Source organism: Erythrobacter mangrovi, from assembly GCF_013260645.1.
Taxonomy (GTDB): domain Bacteria; phylum Pseudomonadota; class Alphaproteobacteria; order Sphingomonadales; family Sphingomonadaceae; genus Qipengyuania; species Qipengyuania mangrovi.
The window spans coordinates 989705-1009061 of the sequence record NZ_CP053921.1 but is presented as its reverse complement, the minus strand read 5'-3'; the positions used below and the strand labels follow the sequence as shown (position 1 = coordinate 1009061).

18 protein-coding genes and 1 tRNA gene are annotated in these 19357 nt (G+C 64.3%); 5 read left to right on the top strand and 14 right to left on the bottom strand.

Annotated elements, in window-relative coordinates:
• Positions 1-140 precede the first annotated feature (140 nt).
• The 4 genes from HQR01_RS05205 to HQR01_RS05190 all read left to right on the top strand — a co-directional run bounded on the left by HQR01_RS05205 (position 141) and on the right by HQR01_RS05190 (position 1863).
• Positions 141-482, top strand: a complete 342-nt coding sequence (locus HQR01_RS05205) for a GntR family transcriptional regulator (RefSeq protein WP_173213182.1) — start codon at positions 141-143, stop codon at positions 480-482.
• A gap of 148 nt (positions 483-630) precedes the next feature.
• Positions 631-912: an integration host factor subunit beta gene (locus HQR01_RS05200; RefSeq protein WP_173213180.1), complete on the top strand. Its 282-nt coding sequence runs from the start codon at positions 631-633 to the stop codon at positions 910-912.
• A gap of 65 nt (positions 913-977) precedes the next feature.
• Positions 978-1062, top strand: a tRNA-Leu gene (locus HQR01_RS05195).
• A 162-nt stretch (positions 1063-1224) separates the two neighbouring features.
• Complete coding sequence (locus tag HQR01_RS05190; protein ID WP_173213178.1) at positions 1225-1863, top strand: PilZ domain-containing protein; 639 nt, start codon at positions 1225-1227, stop codon at positions 1861-1863.
• 56 nt (positions 1864-1919) lie between these two features.
• Here the strand turns inward: HQR01_RS05190 and msrB are convergent, their stop codons facing one another.
• The 4 genes from msrB to HQR01_RS05170 form a co-directional block, all read right to left on the bottom strand.
• Entirely contained in the window at positions 1920-2414 is a 495-nt protein-coding gene (msrB, locus tag HQR01_RS05185) for a peptide-methionine (R)-S-oxide reductase MsrB (protein ID WP_173213177.1), read from the bottom strand.
• 82 nt (positions 2415-2496) lie between these two features.
• Complete coding sequence (locus HQR01_RS05180) at positions 2497-3834, bottom strand: cytochrome P450 (RefSeq protein WP_173213175.1); 1338 nt, start codon at positions 3832-3834, stop codon at positions 2497-2499.
• Between the two features lie 152 nt (positions 3835-3986).
• Positions 3987-5198 (bottom strand): ABC transporter permease, encoded by a 1212-nt coding sequence (locus HQR01_RS05175; RefSeq protein WP_173213173.1) that lies wholly within the window; start codon positions 5196-5198, stop codon positions 3987-3989.
• The gene (locus tag HQR01_RS05170; RefSeq protein ID WP_173213171.1) at positions 5195-6175 is read right to left on the bottom strand and encodes an ABC transporter ATP-binding protein; all 981 of its coding nucleotides are present in this window, start codon (positions 6173-6175) and stop codon (positions 5195-5197) included. The genes HQR01_RS05175 and HQR01_RS05170 overlap by 4 nt, the downstream gene beginning before the upstream one ends.
• Positions 6176-6241: 66 nt before the next feature.
• On the opposite strand from HQR01_RS05170, the gene queG reads away from it, so the two are divergent.
• Positions 6242-7303 carry a tRNA epoxyqueuosine(34) reductase QueG gene (gene queG, locus HQR01_RS05165; RefSeq protein ID WP_234030258.1) on the top strand — a complete coding sequence of 354 codons (1062 nt, stop codon included), beginning with the start codon at positions 6242-6244 and terminating at the stop codon, positions 7301-7303.
• On the opposite strand, the gene HQR01_RS05160 is transcribed toward queG, so the two are convergent.
• The 10 genes from HQR01_RS05160 to HQR01_RS05115 form a co-directional block, all read right to left on the bottom strand.
• A complete protein-coding gene (locus HQR01_RS05160; protein ID WP_173213162.1) occupies positions 7281-8513 on the bottom strand; it encodes an NAD(P)/FAD-dependent oxidoreductase in 1233 nt (410 codons plus the stop codon). The two genes, queG and HQR01_RS05160, sit on opposite strands and share 23 nt — an antisense overlap.
• 56 nt (positions 8514-8569) lie before the next feature.
• A complete protein-coding gene (locus HQR01_RS05155) occupies positions 8570-13276 on the bottom strand; it encodes an NAD-glutamate dehydrogenase domain-containing protein (protein ID WP_173213160.1) in 4707 nt (1568 codons plus the stop codon).
• 135 nt (positions 13277-13411) lie between these two features.
• Entirely contained in the window at positions 13412-14419 is a 1008-nt protein-coding gene (locus tag HQR01_RS05150) for an LLM class flavin-dependent oxidoreductase (RefSeq protein WP_173213158.1), read from the bottom strand.
• Positions 14416-15261, bottom strand: a complete 846-nt coding sequence (locus tag HQR01_RS05145) for a tetratricopeptide repeat protein (protein WP_173213156.1) — start codon at positions 15259-15261, stop codon at positions 14416-14418. Before HQR01_RS05145 ends, HQR01_RS05150 begins: the two co-directional genes overlap by 4 nt.
• Complete coding sequence (locus HQR01_RS05140) at positions 15258-16001, bottom strand: alpha/beta fold hydrolase (protein WP_173213154.1); 744 nt, start codon at positions 15999-16001, stop codon at positions 15258-15260. Before HQR01_RS05140 ends, HQR01_RS05145 begins: the two co-directional genes overlap by 4 nt.
• A 48-nt stretch (positions 16002-16049) precedes the next feature.
• Positions 16050-17126, bottom strand: coding sequence for a M48 family metallopeptidase (locus HQR01_RS05135; RefSeq protein ID WP_173213152.1), 1077 nt, complete (start codon positions 17124-17126; stop codon positions 16050-16052).
• 4 nt (positions 17127-17130) lie between these two features.
• The gene (locus HQR01_RS05130; RefSeq protein ID WP_173213150.1) at positions 17131-18222 is read right to left on the bottom strand and encodes a YjgN family protein; all 1092 of its coding nucleotides are present in this window, start codon (positions 18220-18222) and stop codon (positions 17131-17133) included.
• 199 nt (positions 18223-18421) lie between these two features.
• A complete protein-coding gene (locus HQR01_RS05125; protein WP_173213148.1) occupies positions 18422-18613 on the bottom strand; it encodes a helix-turn-helix transcriptional regulator in 192 nt (63 codons plus the stop codon).
• A complete protein-coding gene (locus tag HQR01_RS05120) occupies positions 18610-19026 on the bottom strand; it encodes a hypothetical protein (protein ID WP_173213146.1) in 417 nt (138 codons plus the stop codon). The genes HQR01_RS05125 and HQR01_RS05120 overlap by 4 nt, the downstream gene beginning before the upstream one ends.
• Position 19027: 1 nt before the next feature.
• A complete protein-coding gene (locus HQR01_RS05115) occupies positions 19028-19201 on the bottom strand; it encodes a hypothetical protein (protein ID WP_173213144.1) in 174 nt (57 codons plus the stop codon).
• Between the last annotated feature and the right edge of the window lie 156 nt (positions 19202-19357).

Here is a 19357-nt window from a genome sequence, read left to right as displayed (position 1 = left end):
GCTCGAACGCGCATGTGAAGCCTTAGTTACAGACGAGACCGCCTTGCGCGTGGGTGAACGGCAAAGATGCGCCGATGGGGCGAAGCCTTGTGCGCAGCGCTGTATTATGGCACTGTATCAGCAGCTCTCGGGGAATCGCCATGAATAATCAAACCAAGCCCGTCTATCTCAAGCTGCGCGACATGATCGCCGCAGCCATTATCGATGGGCGCTACGCCGAAGGGGAGATGCTTCCTTCGGTCCGGGCACTCGCAGCTGAGCAGGGCGCAAACCCGCTGACAGTGGCCAAGGCCTACCAGCAGTTCCAGAACGATGGCCTGGTCGAGGTCCAGCGCGGCGTCGGCATGTACGTCGTGCCAGGTGCGGCCGATCGTCTGCGCGCAAGCGAGCGCAAGCTCTTCCTCGACCGGGAATGGCCGGAGATCCGCGCGCGCATGGACCGGCTCGGCGTCGATGCGGCCGACCTCCTGTCCAACGCCTGACGGGGGAAGCAATTGTTTTCTTGCGAGGACGCGGGGCTTCTGCCACTATAGTTTACCTCGGCGAAACCGCCCATGCGGTGATCCGGGAGGGTTGCGAAAACGAAAACAGTTGTCTGGCTGGCCCGGGAGGGCGGCCGGGAGAGCTCTTATGATCCGATCTGAACTGCTGGCCGTTCTCGCACAGGAAAACCCCGGATTGCGGGCCGAAGAGGTCGAACAGGTAGTCGACATCTTCTTTGAAGAAATCGCCCAGCGCCTGGCCGAAGGCGGCCGAGTGGAACTGCGCGGTTTCGGGGCCTTCTCGACGCGCGAGCGCGAGGCGCGCAAGGGGCGCAATCCGCGCACTGGCGATACCGTCGACGTGCCCGCGAAGAAGGTGCCTTATTTCAAGCCCGGCAAGGAAATGCGTCGCCGCCTCAACGCGGACTGATTGCGCCCGGCCCTTACCTGCCCAATTGCGCGCTGGGCGCCAAACCCCTAACGCTGCCGACCGCTGCGGGCGTGGCGGAATGGTAGACGCCGGGGACTTAAAATCCCCTGAGCTTTGCTCGTGTGGGTTCGAGTCCCACCGCCCGCACCATCCCACTGCCCGCATCAATTGTCGGATTATCTGACAAAACCCACCCCGGCTTTGACTCCGTGTTAACGCTTAGTGGCCCATTGAATGGTCGAGAAAAGCTTTCGATCCATAAGAGTTTGTGCTCGCCAGAAGGGGCGAGGCGTCGAACAGGGATTAGGGTAGATGGAATTCGCGACGGCCTACGCGATGAATGAATCGAGCTCCGCAACGGCCTCCGATCAGCGGGGCGCGCCACGCTTTACCTCCTTGATTCGGGCGGCAAAACTCGTCTGCGGACAGGGCGAATTCGTTTGCGTGGTCCGCGATGTTTCAGCCACCGGGGTCAGCCTGCGGACCTTTCACGGGCTTCCGACTGACCAGCAGATTGCGCTCGAACTGCAGAACGGTGAAATCTACGAGATGACCCAGGTGCGGGCCGATGGGTTCGATGGCAGCTACCGCTTCGAGAGCGTCGTTCCCGTCGAACGCCTGGTTCACGAAAACTGGGCCTTCCCCAAGCGCCAGCTGCGCCTCAACCTCGCGATGCCGCTGACCGTTTCGACGCTGAGCCAGAAGGCCAACGCCTACATGCTCAACCTGTCGCAGCAAGGCGCTCGGATCGAGTGCGAAAGCGTCTTCGCCATCGACCAGACGGTCCGCATCGAAAACGAGTTCATGCCCGAGATTCGCGCCAAGGTCCGCTGGCGCCGGGACGCCAACTATGGCCTGGCTTTCGATACCTTCTTCAGCCTGCGCGAATTCGCTTTGCTCGCGGCACGCGTCCAGTGCCCGCTCCTGCTGAACCCTGAAGATCGCCGTTAAAAACGGTTAGTCCAGATGGCCCCGCTCCCCCATCGATTGGGGAGGCGCCCCAAAACTTAGGCCGGGATGAAATCCAGCGCTACGCCGTTGATGCAGTGGCGTTTGCCGGTCGGGCGCGGTCCATCGTCGAAGATGTGGCCGAGATGCCCGCCGCATGTCGCGCAATGCACTTCAGTCCGCGGATAACCGAGCTTGTAGTCGGTGCTGGTCCCGACGCCGCCTGGCAGCGCCTGCCAGAAGCTCGGCCAACCAGTGTGCGAGTCATACTTCACCTTCGACGAATAGACCGGCGTGGCGCAACCGGCGCAAACGAAAGTGCCCTCGCGGTATTCCTTGTTCAGCGGTGAGCTAAAGGGACGCTCGGTCCCCTCCTGGCGCAACACCCAATATTCGGTCTTGGTCAGCTTCTGGCGCCATTCGGCGTCGCTAAGCGTCAGGGGGAAGGTCTTCGCTTCGGCTCGGCCTGAGCCGCACGCGGCCAGTGCCGCAAAGCTGGCGGAGGCGCCGATCCAGCCGAGAAGGCTGCGGCGGTCGAGAACGGTTTTGGTCATCGCTCGCATATCCTTGGCGTGGGGCATGGACGCCCCACGCTGAACATACGCTTTAGCAGGTCGAAAAGTTACCCGATCGGCGTCAGAACGCCGTGATTTCGACCTCAAGCTTGCGGAACCCGTGAACGAAGTTCGCGCGCACCCGCTCGACATCGCCGGCCACGTGCACCCGCATGCGGCGCTTATGCATTTCCTCAAGCAGGACCCGCAACTGGAGCTCTGCCAGGCGTGCCCCGACACAGCGGTGGATGCCATAACCGAAGGCGAGGTGGCGCCGGGCATTCTCGCGTTCGATGTCGAGCTTGTCGGGGTTCTCGAACACCTCCTCGTCGCGATTGGCCGAGATGTACCACAGCACGACCTTATCGCCCTTCTTGATCTGCTGGCCGAAGACTTCGGTGTCCTCGGTGCAGGTCCGGCGCATATGCGCGAGCGGGGTCTGGTAGCGGATGCACTCCTGTACCGCATTGGGGATCAGTTCGGGATGTTCCTCGAACAGTTTGCGCTGGTCGGGGAACTTGTCGAACGCGTGGATGATCCCGCTCATCGTGTTGCGGGTGGTGTCGTTGCCGCCGACGATCAGCAGCACCAAATTGCCCATGAATTCTTCCGGGCTCATCTGGTTCATCGCCGGCGAGTGGATCATCATCGAGATCAGGTCGTCGCTCGGCTCCTTCGCCATGGTCCGCTCGATCCACAGCGACTGGAAGTAGGCGCCCATCTCGCGCAGGATGCCCTGACGCATCTGGTCGAGATCACGCACAGTGGCGAGTTCGGTATCGCCTGACCAGTCAGACCAGTAAGTCAGCAGGCGGCGGTCTTCCCAGGGGAAGCCGAATAGGATTGCGAGCATCCCGGTGGTCAGTTCGATCGAGACCGTATCGACCCAGTCGAACACCTTGCCGCGCGGAAGCGTATCGAGCAGCTCGCCGGTCCGCTGGCGGATCTCTTCCTCCATCTCGGTCATGCCGCTGGGGGTGAACTTAGGCGCGACCGTGCGGCGCTGGCCGGTGTGCTGCGGGCGGTCCATCGCGATGAACATCGGCAGCTCGAACTTCTCGCGGCCCATTTCGGCAAGCTGTTCGTCACTCAGCCGTTCGAGGATGGTGATGCCCCCCTTCTCCCAGCTCGACGAGAAGATATCGGGCAGCGCCTCGATATGTTGGATCGCCTTGTGCTGGACCACCGCCCAATAGGGACCGAATGGGCTCTCATCGATGTAGTGAAGCGGGCCGGCCTCGCGCATTTCCTTGAAGATCGGCTGCCACGTGTCGTTGTAATAAATGTCCGACCGGCTGACGTCCCACTTGTGCGGATGCTGCAGCCGTTCCTCCGGATGCTCCGCAAGGTACTCCTTGAGTGCCTGGAAGGCGGTCGGCGAAGTGCGGCATTGGGGGCGTTCAATAGCGGCGGTGGCCATATCTCTCTCCATGTCGGGGCGACTCTAGGCGCCGCACCCGCTCTCTCATCCCCCATCCTGCCGCAACTGACACACGTGTCAATAGTGCGTTTCAAAACGGAACCTAATTTTTTGACTTCTGCGCAGGCGGATGTCGAGGCGTTGCCGGACGATCAGGTCACGGCAGCGGCACCGCCCGCAGACTTCTTCGCCCGGCCGCCCTTGCCCGACTTCATCACCCGCCGCTTGAACAGCAGCGCGCCGAAGCGGACGAACAGCACGACGCACAGACCCTGCCAGGCAAGCGCAAGTGCATGCGGCCAGAGTGCCTCAGACTGTGCCGCGCGGGCGAGCATCGCGAAGGGGGAGGATAACGGGAAGGCTGCGGCCGCGAGTTCGAGTGCGGATCCCGGCCGGGTAATCGCCGAGGCGGCGAGGAAGAACACCAGAAGCTGCATCATGGTGACCGGCATCGACAGCGTCTGCACCTCACGCACGGTCGCGGCCATTCCACCGATCGTGAGGAACAGCGAGCCGAGCAGAAGGTAACCCATGGCGAAATAGGCGATGCCGAATGCAATGAAGAGCGGCCACCCGAGCGCGGGCTCGGGAAGTTGAGGCAATTGCTCGCCAGCCACCAATCCCACCACACCGCCAAACCCCGCCCACACGGCAATGCCGACGAAGCTCACTCCAAGCATGGCGAACAGCTTGCCCAGGAACACTGCATCCATCGGGATCGCGGCGGCGAGCACTTCGATCACCTTGTTGGCCTTCTCCTCGACGAGGTTGGAGAGGACCATGCCTGCGAGCAGCATCATCAGCAGGAACAGCAACAGCTGGCCTGCCTGAGCGGTGCGGATCCGGTCGGTGCGCGCGGCGGCTGCGCTGGTCGCCACCGGTTCGGCGGCAATCTCTGGAAAGGTGTTGGGCGAGCTTCCTGATGCGGTCGCCGCGATCAGTCCGACCGGCCCCTTCCAACGGTCAATCTGGTCCTCTGGTGCGGTCAGGCGCGGTTCTGCCAGCGTGCCGCTGACCACGGCGGCGTAGTTGGCACCTGGTCGCTTCAGGATCTCGGCGGGCGGATCGCCGCTGTCGTCCACGACGAATTGCGGCAGCACATAGCCGACCTGGGGCGCGAGGGTCTGGTTGGCCGAAATCATCGCGGCGCTGTCCTCCGCGCTCATCGAAAGCGCTACCAGATTGGTCACCGCTTCGCGCTGTACCTGTCCGCCGATCCCGCCCGCAAGCGTCCCAATGATCAGCGGGAACAGGGGACCCAGCAGGAAGAAGAAGAATGCGCGGCTGAACAGGATCGCGTGAAAATCGCGCCGGGCGACGACGCGTGCTGCCTGGAACAGTGAAAGGCGGGTGGTGTCGCTCATTTTCCCTGCTCCTCAACATTGTCGGCCTCGAGCGCGCGCGCCGCTGCCTCGCCTGCGATCTCGACAAAGGCATCGTGCAGCCCGGCGCGTTCGATCGACAGCGAAAGGATGCCGGCTTCACCATCGAGCAGCCGCTTGAGCAGCGCTTCGATCCCGCTGTCGGGCACAGGGAAATACCAGAAATGCCCGCCGCCAGCCTTGGCGTCGTGGCGCGCGTCAGCCGGAAGCGCGCTGCGCCACGCGCCGCCTTCGGCACGCGTTTCGAGCCGTACCTGGGCAGGGATACGGTCGCGGGCGACATCGACCGACCCTGCATAGGGCACCTTGCCGCCGGCGATGATCGCGACCTCGTCGCACAGCCGTTCGGCATGGTGGATCACGTGGGTCGAGAAGATCACGGTGGTCCCGGCGCTGGCGAGTTCGCGGATCATCACTTCGAGCTTGCCCTGGTTGATCGCGTCGAGCCCGCTGAACGGCTCATCGAACACGACCAGCTTCGGGCGGTGGACCAGCGTACCGAGCAGCTGCACGGTCTGCGCCATGCCCTTGGAGAGCTGGCGAATCTGCCGGTCGACGGCATAGCCAAGCCCGTGCCGTTCGAGCAGTTCACGCCCCCGTGCCCGGCCTTGATCCAGCGGCAGGCCGCGCAGCGCGCCCATGAACGCGATGGCTTCGTCGCATTTCATCGCGGGATAGAGCCCGCGTTCCTCTGGCAGGTAGCCGATCAACTTGGCGACTTCGTGCGGACGGTCGTTGCCGAATACGCGTCTCACGCCTTCGTCGGGATCGATGATGCCCAGCAGCATGCGCAGGGTTGTTGTCTTGCCCGCGCCATTGGGACCAAGGATCCCGTAGATTGCGCCCTCGGGCACGGAGATATCGACCCCGTCCACCGCCAGCGTATCGTCGAACCGCTTGACCAACCCGCGCGCCTCGATAGCGAGCGGTCTTGTATCGGCAGCGGAGGGTCGCGTCATCGCACCTGTCTCGGTAAGCATGCGTGCTCGATTAACCGCTGCCAGTGAACGGGAGCCCACGCAAGATTGGTTAACAACGCTCTACCCGACGGCTTGCAGGATGCCCTGCGCGCAGAGGCGGCAAGGCTTGGCTTCGTAGCCTGCGGCTTCGCGTCTGCGGGGCACGATACCCTGCGCGCTGCACGGCTGGAGCAGTGGCTTGGCCAAGGGAGCCATGGATCGATGGAATGGATGGAGGCCCGCAAGGACCAGCGCGCCTCGCCCCAGGGCCTGTGGCCCGAGGCACGCAGCGTCATCGCGCTGGGGATGAGCTATGCACCCGAGGGCGACCCGCTGGCGCTGGAAGGGCGGCCCGAGAAGGCCCGCGTCTCGGTCTATGCGCAGGGTCGTGACTATCACGATGTGGTCAAAAAGGCGCTGAAGGCGCTGGCGCGCTGGCTGATCGAACGCGCGCCCGAGAGCGAGCTCAAGGTCTTCGTCGATACCGCGCCGGTGATGGAAAAGCCGCTGGGTGCAGCCGCTGGGATCGGCTGGCAGGGCAAGCACACCAATCTCGTCAGCCGCAAACACGGGTCATGGCTCTTCCTCGGGGCGATCTATTCGACCCTGGACTTCGCACCCGATGAGCCGGGCAAGGATCGTTGTGGCTCGTGCCGTGCATGCCAGGACGCCTGCCCGACAGATGCCTTCCCGGCGCCCTACAGGCTCGATGCGCGGCGCTGCATTTCCTACCTGACCATCGAACACAAGGGCCCGATTCCCGAAGAATTCCGCACCGCCTTGGGCAATCGCATCTACGGTTGCGACGATTGCCTGGCCGTGTGTCCGTGGAACAAGTTCGCCGACACCGCGCATCGTCACTTGAAGCTGGCGCCCCGCGCGGAACTCGTCGCGCCCGACCTCGCGAGCTTCCTTGCTTTCGATGATGCGGGCTTCCGGGAGTTCTTTTCCGGCTCTCCGATCAAGCGGGTCGGCCGCGATCGGTTTGTGCGCAATTGCCTCTATGCGGCGGGCAACAGCAGCGCGCCCGAATTGCTACCCCGTGTGGAAGCGTTACGCAGAGATTCCGATCCCGCAGTCGCCGAGGCCGCGGATTGGGCAGCGGCTAGGCTGCGTCCATTTCCTTGAGCTGGATCTCGGAATTGGCCAGCAGCGCCGGATCGATCACCGCCTTGTCCATCACCAGCTTGCGGCCCTGGACGTAGTCTTTCACCGCGTTCACGCAATCGAGCGCGATGATGCGGCCTTCCTTGAGATAGACCACGCTGAATTTCGTTTCGGCCGGGTCGCCGCGCACGACGGTGGCGTCATAGCCGGATGAAATCCCGACGGTCTGCAGCTTGAGGTCATACTGGTTCGACCAGAACCATGGGACCGCGTCGTAAGCCTGCTTGTCGCCCATGATGGCCTTAGCAACGCAGGTCGCCATGTCATTGGCATTCTGTACCGACTCCAGCCGGATCACCGCATTGTCGGCATAGGGATTGGCATGCACCGCGCAGTCCCCGATCGCGTAGATATCGTCGAGCGTCGTGCGGCAGAAGCTGTCGACGTCGACCCCGTTGGTTCCCGCCGCGCCTGCCGCGATCAGCGGACCGACCGAAGGCACGATGCCGATCCCGACGATGACGATGTCGCAAGCGATGGTCTCGCTGGCATCGGTCACCACTGCGGCTACGCGCCCGTCCCTGCCTTCGATCTTCTCGACCCCGGTGGACAGGCGTAAGTCGACGCCATGGGCGCGATGCTGGTCGGCGTAGAAATCGGACAGGTCGGGTCCGGCGACGCGCGCCAGAACCCGGTCCTGCATCTCGATCACGGTTACTTCGCAGTCGAGCTTGCGTAGCACTGCGGCGGCTTCGAGCCCGATATAGCCCGCGCCGATGATCACTGCCCGCTTGGCACCCGCGGCCAGCTCCTCACGCAGCGAGTCGACGTCACGCTTCGACCGCACGTAGTGGACACCGCCGAGATCGCTGCCCGGGCAGGCCAGCCGACGCGGGTCGCCGCCGCCCGCCCAGATGAGTCTGCGATAGGACAGTCGCGACTCGTCCGACAGGGTCAGCTCATGCCCGATCGGGTCGACCGCATTGACGTTGCAGCCGAGGCGCAGGCCGATGTTCTTGTCGACCCAGAACTTTTCGGGACGGATCATGATCCGGTCGAACGGCTTGTCGCCCGCGAGATACTCCTTGGAGAGCGGCGGGCGTTCGTAAGGCGGATTGCGGTCGCGGCTGACCATGAGGATCGAATCCTCGTGACCGTTCTGGCGCAGCGCGATCGCGGCCTGCGCCGCACCATGGCCGGAGCCGACTATGACGACGTCGTAATGGTCCATTGCCGCGGTGGCTGGCGGGAAAACGCGCGCCGGTCAAGCACCGGCGCGCGACCCGGTCAGCGCCCCAGCATGTTGCGCGCCATGCTGGCGATCTGTGCCAGCATCGCCGGCGCCACCGGAGATTGCGCCTGCGCACGCGAAATCATGCTGCGGAAGCCGCGCACGGCAACCGCCTGTTCCTCGGCCCAACTCGCGACGGCGCCCGGCATGTCCTTCTTGGCATCCTTGCGCCGCGCCAGCCGTCGCAGGAGGTCGAGCCGCATCTGCTGGAAATCGCGGGCAAGGCCCGAAACCAGCAGGCGTTCCCACACGTCGGACGGGCTCATCAGCGCCGCGGTCGACTGCGCCCAGTCGAGGCCGAGTCGCTGGCCGACGTCGGTGAAGCCGCGGGTAAGTCCATTGGGATCGATCCCGGTCTCGCTCGCCAGGCGCGCCAGCCCGACAGACCCGTCGAGGTCGAACAGGTGAGTGACACGGGCCGCTAGCTTCTCGGGCGCCCCGGCGTCGACCAGCTGGGCGAGCAGGCGCGACGATTGCGTGCGCGATTCCATCGAAAGAAGCTCGCCGGTGGCGTCGGAAAGGAATTTCACGCCCTTGCCGAGTTCTGCCACGAGCGTGCTAGGCTCGATCCTGCCAGAGGCACTGCGCAAGACATCGGACATGAGGTTGCCGACCGCAGCCGCCAGTCGGTCGAACAGCAGCAGGCGCGCCCTTTCCGGCATGGGCGCCGAGTCGAGATCGGCCCACAGCTGGGGCAGGTTGAACAGCTTCTCCGCACAGACAAAGGCCGCTGCGACCTCGGCCAGCTGGACACCCTCCTCTTCCGCCAGTTCGAACGGGTGGATGGTGCCAAGCCGGTTGATGATCCGGTTGGCGAGCTTGGTGGCGATGATCTCGCGGCGCAGGCGGTGACCCGCAATCTGCGCCTTGAACTTGGTGCGCATCGCCGTCGGGAAGGCGTTGAACAGCGTTTCCACGAGCAGCGCGTCATCGGCCAGCACACTGTGTTCGATGGCATCCTGCAACACCAGCTTGCTCGAGGACAGCAGCACCGCGAGCTCGGGCCGCGTAAGCCCATGCCCGTCGGCCGCACGGCGCGACAGCGCCTGGTCGTCGGCGAGGCCTTCGGTGCGCCGGTCGAGCTTGCCCCCGGTTTCGAGCGTTTCGATTATGTGCCGCTGGGATGCCATCGCCCGCGCGCCGCCGATTTCGGCGATCGAGAGCGCCAGCGCCTGCAGGCGATTGTCCTCCAGCACGATCATACCGACCTCGTCGGTCATCGCGGACAGCAGTTCGACCCGCTTCGGTTCGGACAGCTTGCCGGCTCGCTTGGCCGCCGCGAGCGCGATCTTGATGTTGACCTCGTTGTCCGAGCAATCGACGCCTGCCGAATTGTCGATGAAGTCGGTGTTGCTGCGCCCACCACGCTGGCCGAACTCGATACGTGCGGCCTGGGTGATGCCCAGGTTGGCGCCCTCGCCAATGACCTTGGCGCGTAGCTCGGTTGCATCGACACGGAGCGTATCGTTGGCAGGATCGCCCACCTGGACGTTGTTCTCGGTCGAAGCCTTTACGTAGGTACCGATGCCGCCGAACCAGATCAGGTCGACCGGCGCCTTGAGGATTGCCGATATCAGCGCCTCGGGCTCGAATTCGGCCTGATCGACACCGAGCTTGGCCTGCATCGCCGCCGACAGCTTGATGACCTTGGCATCGCGCGAGAACACGCCGCCGCCCTTGGAGATCAGTGCCTTGTCGTAATCGTCCCAGCTCGAGCGCGGCAGGCCGAACATGCGCTTGCGTTCCTTCCAACTGGTCGCTGGATCGGGATCGGGATCGAAGAAGATGTGGCGATGGTCGTAGGCGGCGACCAGCTTGATCGCTTTCGACAGCAACATGCCGTTGCCGAATACGTCGCCCGACATGTCGCCGCAGCCGACGACTTCGATGGACTCGCTTTGGACATCGACGCCCATTTCGAGGAAGTGCCGCTGGACCGAGACCCATGCGCCCTTGGCGGTGATGCCCATGGCTTTGTGGTCATAGCCCTTCGAGCCGCCGCTGGCGAAAGCGTCGTCGAGCCAGAAGTCCTTCGCCTCGGCAATCGCGTTGGCGACGTCCGAGAAGGTGGCGGTGCCCTTGTCGGCCGCAACCACGAAATAGGGATCTTCGCCATCGGTGATGACCACGCCTTCGGGATGGACCACCTTGTCCTTGACGATGTTGTCGGTGACCGAAAGCAGCGTGCGGATGAAGACTTCGTAGCTGGCGCGGCCCTCGGCGGCCCAGCCTTCCCGGTCGAGCGCGGGATTGGGCAATTGCTTGGGATAGAAGCCGCCCTTCGCGCCGGTCGGCACTATCACCGCATTCTTCACCCGCTGCGCCTTCATCAGGCCGAGGATTTCGGTGCGGAAGTCGTCGCGCCGGTCGGACCAGCGCAGCCCGCCGCGAGCGACCGGCCCGGCGCGCAAGTGGATGCCCTCGACCCGACGCGAATAGACGAAGATCTCGCGATAGGGGATTGGCTTGGGCAGGCCAGGAACCTTGGCGCTGTCGATCTTGAATGCCAGCGCTTCGTGCGCCGCCGGGGCGAAGGCATTGGTGCGTAGCACCGCATCGATCAGTGCATTGTAGAGGCGGAGCAGGCGGTCGTCGTTGATCGCCTTGACCTTGGCCAACCCGCGCTTGATGGCCGACCGGGCCTCCTCGATCGCCTTTTCGCGACTGCCCTTGAAGGCCGGATCGTGGCGCGCGACGAACAGTGCCACGAGGGCGCGAGTCACATCGGGTGCGGCGGCGAGGGCATCGACCGCGGTATAGATGGTGAAGCTCATGCCGATCTGCCGCAGGTAGCGATAGAAGGCGCGCAGCCAATCGGCCTCATGGGCCGACAGCCCTGCTTCGGGTACCAGCCGGTTGAACGGATCGTTCTCCGCTTCACCGTTGAGTACGGCGGCGATCGCTTCCTCGATCGCCGATGCGCGCTCGACCAGCAGCTTGGCATCGCTGCCGGGCTTCAGCTCGAGACGGAAATCGTGGATTGTCCCTAGGCGGCCGTCGTCGAGCACGGTCGGCATTTCCGACTGCACGTGGAAGCCGAAGTTCTCCAGCACCGGCACGCCTTCGGACAGCGGCAGGCTGCCCTCGGACTGATACAGCTTCAAGCGCAGGCAGCCGTCGGCCTGGCGCTCGCAATAGTACATCCGGGCCCCGCGTTCGACGGCCTCGCTCTCGAGGCTCGCCCCCAGCCGGTGCAGGCGCGATATGTCGAGTGCCGCGTCGCGCGCGCCGAAGCGGCCGCGAAACGGAGTCGGGAAGGCTTCGGCGAAGCGCAGGGCCAGCGCGGCGGCGCGGGCCGGTTCCTCGATCTTGGCAAGCTCGGCCTCGACCGCTTCGCTCCACCCGCGCAGCAGGGTCTGCATGCGCTCTTCCAGTGCCGCCTCGTCGGGTGCGCTCTCGCCGTCGCGGATGTCGAGCACGAAGCGCAGCATGGCAAGATTGCCACCCTCCACCACCAGGCTCCAGTCGAGCAGGCGCGCAGATGCGCCATCTTCGAGCAAGGCCTGGATTTCGAGGCGGACCTGCGTCGCCAGCATGTCGCGCGGCAGCCAGACGAAGGCGAAGAGATGGCGGGCCAGAGGGGCCTCGACCACCGCCAGACGCGGGCGAGGGCGGTCGACCAGGCTCATCATGGTCGTCGCGACGCGTTCCACGTCTTCCTCGGAGAAGCCGATCAGCAGGTCGTGCGGCAGGGCGGTCAGCGCATGAACCAGCGCTTTGCCGGCATGGCCGGTGTCGTCGAAGCCGTGCCGGTCGCGAAGTTCGTCGACCTGGCGGCGCATGCGCGGCACATTGCGCGGCGATGCGGCCAATGCGGCGCTGGTCCAGACCCCCGCGTGAACCGAGAGCGCGACCAGTTCGCCACCTTCCCTGATCGGCACGATGAACAGGTCGAGCGGAACGCGGCGGTGAACGTTGCTGAGGTGGTTGGCCTTGATGATCAGTGGAATGCGAGTGTTCGCCGTGTCCTCGAACCAGGCGAAGGCGCGCTGGTAGGATGCATCGGCGAGCAGTTCTCGCGCGCTCTTGCGGCAGATGCCCAGCGGCTTGTCCTGCGTCCCGTCGCGGTGGCGGGTGACGTGGCCGAGCTGGGTCAGCATGCCCGAATTGAGCCATTCGAGCAGCGCCGCGCCTTCGCTGTCGGCATCGGCAATCCGCTTGGCGTCAGCGGCCATGGCCTGCTGCAGCTTGGGCCAATCGGTCACAGAAGCACGGACATCGCCCAGCGTCTCGCGAATCGTATGTTCAAGCGCACGGCGCGTGCGGGCATCGACCCTGGTGGTCTCGATATAGATCATCGATTCCCATGCGGCGTCCTCGGGATCGCCGGCGGGAATTGCGGTGAGCACGAGGTTCTTGTTGCGCTCGACCGGGAGCACGGGATGGACCAGACGGTCGATCGAGAGACCCAGCGCTGCGATGGCCGCCGCCACCGAATCGACCAGGAAAGGCATGTCGTCGTTGACGATGGCGATGCGGGTAAAGCGCCTGTCGTCAGTGGCGCTTTCCACCTGCATGGCCGAGCGGCCGACTTCGCGATGGATCGCGGTCGCTGCGACGAAATGGGCCGCTTCGGCGAGCTTGTCGCGGGCGAAGGGTATGTCGCCGCGTAGTAGCGAATGCTGCATCCGCTCGGCGATATCGCTTAGGAGCTTCTTGGAAATCTTGGCTGGCTTGGCGGTGGTTTCGCTGTTCGAACCCATGGGGGCCTCTCGTTTCGCGGAGAACGATCATTTCGCTGTCGCGTAATTTCCGAGTCGTGCGGCAGCAGTGTCAGAAGGCGCGCCTAGGCCTCTTGCGGGACCTCCGCAAGGTGCCGCGCACGTCACCATGCAATCCTATGCGCCCCAGGCTGACGTTACGGCATCTGCACCCGCAAGCAGCGGCATGGTCAACTCGAGCGAACGAATTCGTGCGGCCGGATCGAAGGTGCTGCCGCCAAAGATGATCTCGTCGGCTCCGGTGCGCTGGATAAATGCCATGATCGAATCACGGGCCGTTTCGGCGGTACCGATCGCGCTGGCCTGTCCGATATGCGCGAGCATGGCCTGGAACGAGGCCGGCAGGGTGGCCCGGTATCCCTCGATCGGTGGCGGCAGCTCGCCCGGCTGGCCGGTGCGGAGCGACACGAAGGCCTGCAATTGCGAGCTGGCGATGAACTCTGCCTCGTCCTCGGTCTCGGCGACGAAGAGGTTCATCGCGGCCATGACATGTGGCCTTTCCAGCATCGGAGAGGGTTGGAACTGGCGGCGGTAGAGCTCGAGCGCGGCATCGAGGTGGTCGGGCGCAAAATGGCTGGCAAAGGCGTAGGGCAAGCCCAGCCTGGCGGCCAGCTGGGCGCCGAACAGGCTCGATCCCAGCATCCAGAACTCCGGCTTCGCGCCGAGCCCGGGGGTGGGATGGATGGTGGTTTCCCCAGCCATCAGCGCGATCAGTTCGACCACGTCCTGCGGGAACATCTCCGCCGCGCGATGGAGGTCCTTGCGCAATGCGCGCTGCAATTCGGGCCCCGCACCGGGCGCGCGGCCGAGGCCGAGATCGACCCGCCCGGGGAACAGCGCATCGAGCGTACCGAACTGCTCGGCAATCTGGAACGGGGTATGGTTGGGCAGCATGATCCCGCCCGAACCGATGCGGATCGTCGAAGTCACATTTCCGACATGCGCCAGCACGACCGCAGTCGCGCCGCCTGCAATGCCGGCCATGGCGTGGTGTTCGGCCACCCAAAAGCGCTTGCAGCCGACCCGTTCGGCCGCCCGAGCAAGTTCGGTAGCATCGGCCAAGGCCTCGCCGACACTTCCGCCTTCGCGGACGGGGACCAGGTCGAGAATCGAAAAAGCCGTCATTTCGCTAGCTGCTCCAGATAGGCGGTGGCCCGCATCGCTTCTTCGCTTTCCGGAGCGACGGCGATAACCGATTCGAAGCTTTTGCGTGCGTCCTCGTCGCGCCCGGCGAGCGCGGCGATGACTCCAGCCTCAAGCCCGATCGCAGGATCGCGGGGATCTAGCGTGGCAGCTTGTTCGATTTGCTGCTGGGCCTCGTCGAGCCGTTCGAGACGACGGGAAAGCGTCGCCGAAAGCAGCCAGGCCCGTACATTGGCCGGTTCGATCGCGCGCGCGGTGGCGAGCGCGCCGATGGCGTCTTCGGGGCGGCCGGATGCGACCAGTGCGCGCGCACGATCGATCTGGAGGCTGGCCTGCAGCGCGGCATCGGCAGCCAGATCGGCTTCGGTCAATGCCTGCGCGAACAGTGGCTCGGCAGTCGCCGGCTTGCCGTCGGCGAGCGCGGCATTGCCTGCCATCCCCGCAAGCCGCGCGCGATAGGCGGGCAGTTCGCTAGGTGCTTCGGCGCTGGCCACCTCGAAGATCTCACGAGCCTCCTCGAACCGGTCGAGACGCACCAGTGCCAGGCCGAGGCAATGCGACGACTGGGCAAGCTCGAGATCATCCTCCACCGCCAAGCGCCAGGTGTTGGCGAAATCGAGGGCCTGTTCCGGCTCGCTGGCGGCCAGGTTGAGGCAACGGCGCAGATAGTCCTCGCGGGGTCTGGGCGCCGTTTCGGGAGCGGCAATGATGCCCGTGTCGCGCGGCGGGCGATCGCGCAACTCGTCTGGAACGCCGGGGATCGCTCCGCGGGCGGGGTCGAAACCCACCTGCATCAGCAGCAGGGCAAGAAGCGAAGCGATCACGTGAGGCTCTCCGAAAGGTCGGCGACGATGCGCAGTAGCAAGGCGATGTCCTGCTCGCGCGACAGGCGGTGGTCGCCATCCTTTACCAGCGTGACCTGTACCGTGCCCGAACGCAAAGCCTGCGCAAGCTGAATGCTGATGTCCCATGGCACATCGGCGTCACGCTGTCCGTGAATCAACCGTACCGGCACGTCGATGGGGATCGTGCCGCCAAGTTGCAGCAGCGCCTGCCCGTCGGCGAAGAAGCCGGGATGCATTGGCGTGGGGTCGGTCCCATAGGGGTTTTCGTCATAGACGGTTTCACCTGCCGCGAACTTCGCCTTGTCGGCTGCGCTGCGGCCCCATTCGGTGAAGTCGGGTGCTGCGGCGATGCCGACAAGCCCAGCAAGCCGATCGCCGAGAGCCTGGGCTGCCAGCAGCATCAGCCATCCCCCCATCGACGAACCGATCACGACTACCGGTCCCTCGACCAGCCCGTCGATCAGCGCCAGCACCTCGTCCCGCCAGCGTGACAGCTTGCCATCGGCGAAGCTGCCCGAACTGAGACCGCAGCCCGAATAGTCGAGCAGCAGGCAGGCCTGGCCGCGTTCCTGCGCGTCGGCGAACAGGGCAGTCGCCTTGCCGCCCGCCATGTCGGACATGTAGCCGGGAAGGAATACCAGCGTGGGTCCGCGGCCGGGGGTGAAGCGATAGGCTATGCTTCGTCCGTCGCGCAGGCTGTGGAACTGCACTTCGCTCATGGCGTCACGCTGTCGAGGGTCGGGTCCGCAATTGCAAGGGGGCGCGGGTCAGAACAGGTCGAACGGTTCGACGTCCTTATCGTCCTTGCACATCGACTTCAGCGCGGCGAATTCCCGGTCGCTCAGCACCGGTCGGTAGTCCGCGCCCTTCTTCGCCGCGGCTCGGAAAGCCTTGGCCCGTTCAAGCGCTGCAGGGTGGCTGGCGAGCCAGCCGATCACCGCATTGTCCTCTTTGCCCTCGCCGCTTCTCTCGGCCATGCGTTCGAAGAAGCCGGCGGTGGCCACCGGTGAGACGTGACTGCTTGCCATGCTGGAACGCGCATAGGCGTCAGCCTCGCGCTCGGCGTCGCGCGAATAGCCCATCGAAGCGATGCCGGCTGCGGTATTTCCCACGCCCGAATTAGCCCCCGCGAGCAGGACCGAAAGTCCGAACTGGCGCAGCAAGGCGGTCATTACGTGGCGTTCGCGTACATGGCCCACCTCGTGGCCCAGCACGCCAGCGAGTTCTTCGGGGCTCTCGGCCTGCTGGATGATCCCGTCGAACAGCAACACCTGCCCGCCGGGAAGCGCGACGGCATTGATCATGTCGATATTGGCGACCCCGGCGCGAACCTTGACCGCCCCCGGATCGACCTTGGCGAGCAGCTTGTTCAACGCCGCGTCGCCAGCGGGCGTGTGACAGATCCGGCCACCCAGATCGCCAACCATCGCTTCACCGATCTTGCGTTCCCAGCTTTCGGGTACACGCGGGCCGAGCCAGTCGGGCGCGGTCAGGAAAAGCGTCACCGCTGCCGCGCTGGCGACGGCAAATATGGCCGCGGCCCGGCCCAGGCCTAGTCGGTCGATCCAGGCCCCGTACTCGCTCTTTCCCGGCAAACGGACGGCCAGTCCGGCAGGCATGTCGATTGGCAGGGTGAGGCGAAATCCGTCTTCACCCGCACGCCGATAGGTGCGCGATTCCCCCCGGACTTCGCCGAAGCGCAGTTCGGTCAGTGGCACATCGAGGCGCGATGTAGCGGCTTCGAGGTAAAGCGTGTCGCGCCCGTCCCAGCGCGCCGTGCCGTGGTGGCGCAACGCGTTGTGCCCATCGTACCAGCTGGCAGGGACAGAGAAGCTTTCGTCCATGATCCTAGAACGCGCCGACGTCGAATGCGTCGAGCAGCCCCTCGCCGTGCTTCGCCATGGTCGTTGTCGACTGGGTCAGCTCGTCCAGCAGGATCTCGCCCTGGGCTTCGAGGTGGGTGACGAAGAACTTCCAGTGGCGGTATGACAGGAAGATGGCGCCTATGCCGAACGTGAACACGACAAGGACCACGTCGACCAGCAGCAGCTTGACCCATTCCTTGGTGCTGGCATTGAATTCGAACTCGAGGTTGCGCCAGCGCAGTGCACCGATCGCGACGCGATAGAACTTGGCGTAGAAGGCAACGGCGATCAGGCCCAGGCCGAGGTAGAAGAACAGGAATGCGCCGAAGATGCCGAGGACGATCGTCTCCATCGCACCCGTAGTCTGCCCTTCGCTAAACCCTGCGGCGACGCCCATGACCGCCAGGACCACCCCCGCACCGAACATGATGAAGGGCGCAAGGTAGAACAGCAGGAAGCGCGCGAAGACTTCGCCTGGATCGGCATCCGATTCGAAGGCGAAGGGGCCGAAGCTCATCTTCCGCCAGCGCTCGTTCCACAGGCTCGTCATCGACCAGGGGATCAGCAGGCCCGCGGGGATCCAGCCGACCACGGTCTTCCACATATAGGACAGCGCGAAGACCAGGCCCTGGTCGTCGCTGCCGCCGCGAATGCCGCGCCAATGGGTGCGCGACAGGCGATAGCGCAAGGCGCGGAAGCGGGCGACGCCGCCAAGGTAGAAGATCATGACGAAGGCGACCAGGATAAGTGCGCCGCCAAGCGCCTCCTGCCCCCGTGCGATCAGCGCCTGCGCCACGAAGGTCAGCACGAAATAGGGAAGGGCAAACAGCAGCAAGACCATCACGAAGCCGAGGAACAGTTCCTTGCCCGTGCCCGACCATTCGAGGGTCTCGTCGACGAAGCGGGTTTGCGACCAGAGGTAGCGCCGCTCGCGAGCGGTAGCCCAGAAGCGGTAAATTCCCAGCGTCACGATCGTAAGCAGAAGATTCGTGAAAGCGATTGGAGCGAATTCGCGCCAGTTGCCCGTGAACACGAAGGCGCTTTCCCCGCCTTCGTGATGGAAACTGTCATGCATGATAAGGAAAAGTCCTCTCGATCCCGAAGCGTTGATGCTCTTGGATCGAAAGGACAATGTCAATCGCGGATCGGGTTATGACAGTAGATTTGAACAAGAGGCTTTGGTTGTTGCAGCGCGACTTCCAGGACAGGAAATTTATCAAGGAAAACCGCGAATTTGACTGCGCAGCCAGGCATGGCCTGATCAAGAAGTGCGCCTAATCGCGCAAGAAGATCTCTTCGATCGGGAGGGAGAAAGTATCCGCGATGCGGAAAGCCAGGGGCAGCGACGGGTCGTACCGTCCCGTCTCGATCGCGTTGACGCTCTGGCGACTGACCTCGAGCCGGTCGGCCAGATCCTGTTGGCTCCAGTCACGCTCTGCGCGCAGGACCTTGAGGCGATTCCTCACGAGCAGCCTCCGTCGCTACCCGAAGTGACCTTATTGGCGATCTCGCCAACGGCGAGGCCAAGGCACCAGATCGGGAAGACAAAGAACATCGGCAGGCGCGGCACTTGTGCGAAAAGCTCGACCAGGCCCCAGCCACCGCATATCGCCAGGGTGAGCCCGGTGGCGATGAGTGCCTTGCGCGTCTCGAGCATGCGCAGATACTCGTCTTCCATCTCGAGCAGGTAGCGACCCATGTTCCAGATCCACCCGACGATCACGAGTCCGGGAAGCAGCCCCCACAGGATTACCCCCGGCGTCGGCGCGGCATCGTCGGGAACGAAGTATGAGGCGAGCGCGACCAACGCCAGATAGAGCACCGAGAGGGCGATATGCGTGCGCAGGTAGCGCATCTTGGCGGTCGGTTTGCTCGCCATCTCAGCAACCCCTGGCGCAGCGGCTGGACCTGCCAAGCCAGATCCCCGGGAACATGGCCAGCAAGGCCATGGGCCCGAACTGGGCAAACTGTTCGGGAATAATCTCGAAAACTGCAAGCACGGCGATGCCGATCATCAGGGCGGCCAATGCGACAGCCTTCTGGGTGGTGGTCATGACAAATCTCCTTTTCTCGATGTAAAGGATGTTTGTCATTTGATTCGTGAATTGTCAAGTAAACTTGACTAAACGCACAGTGTGCTTTCCTCCGGCATGTTTGCGCTTGTCTTTCCCCTGTCATCGGGAGCAGGCATCTCCGCCGAGAAGGAGACG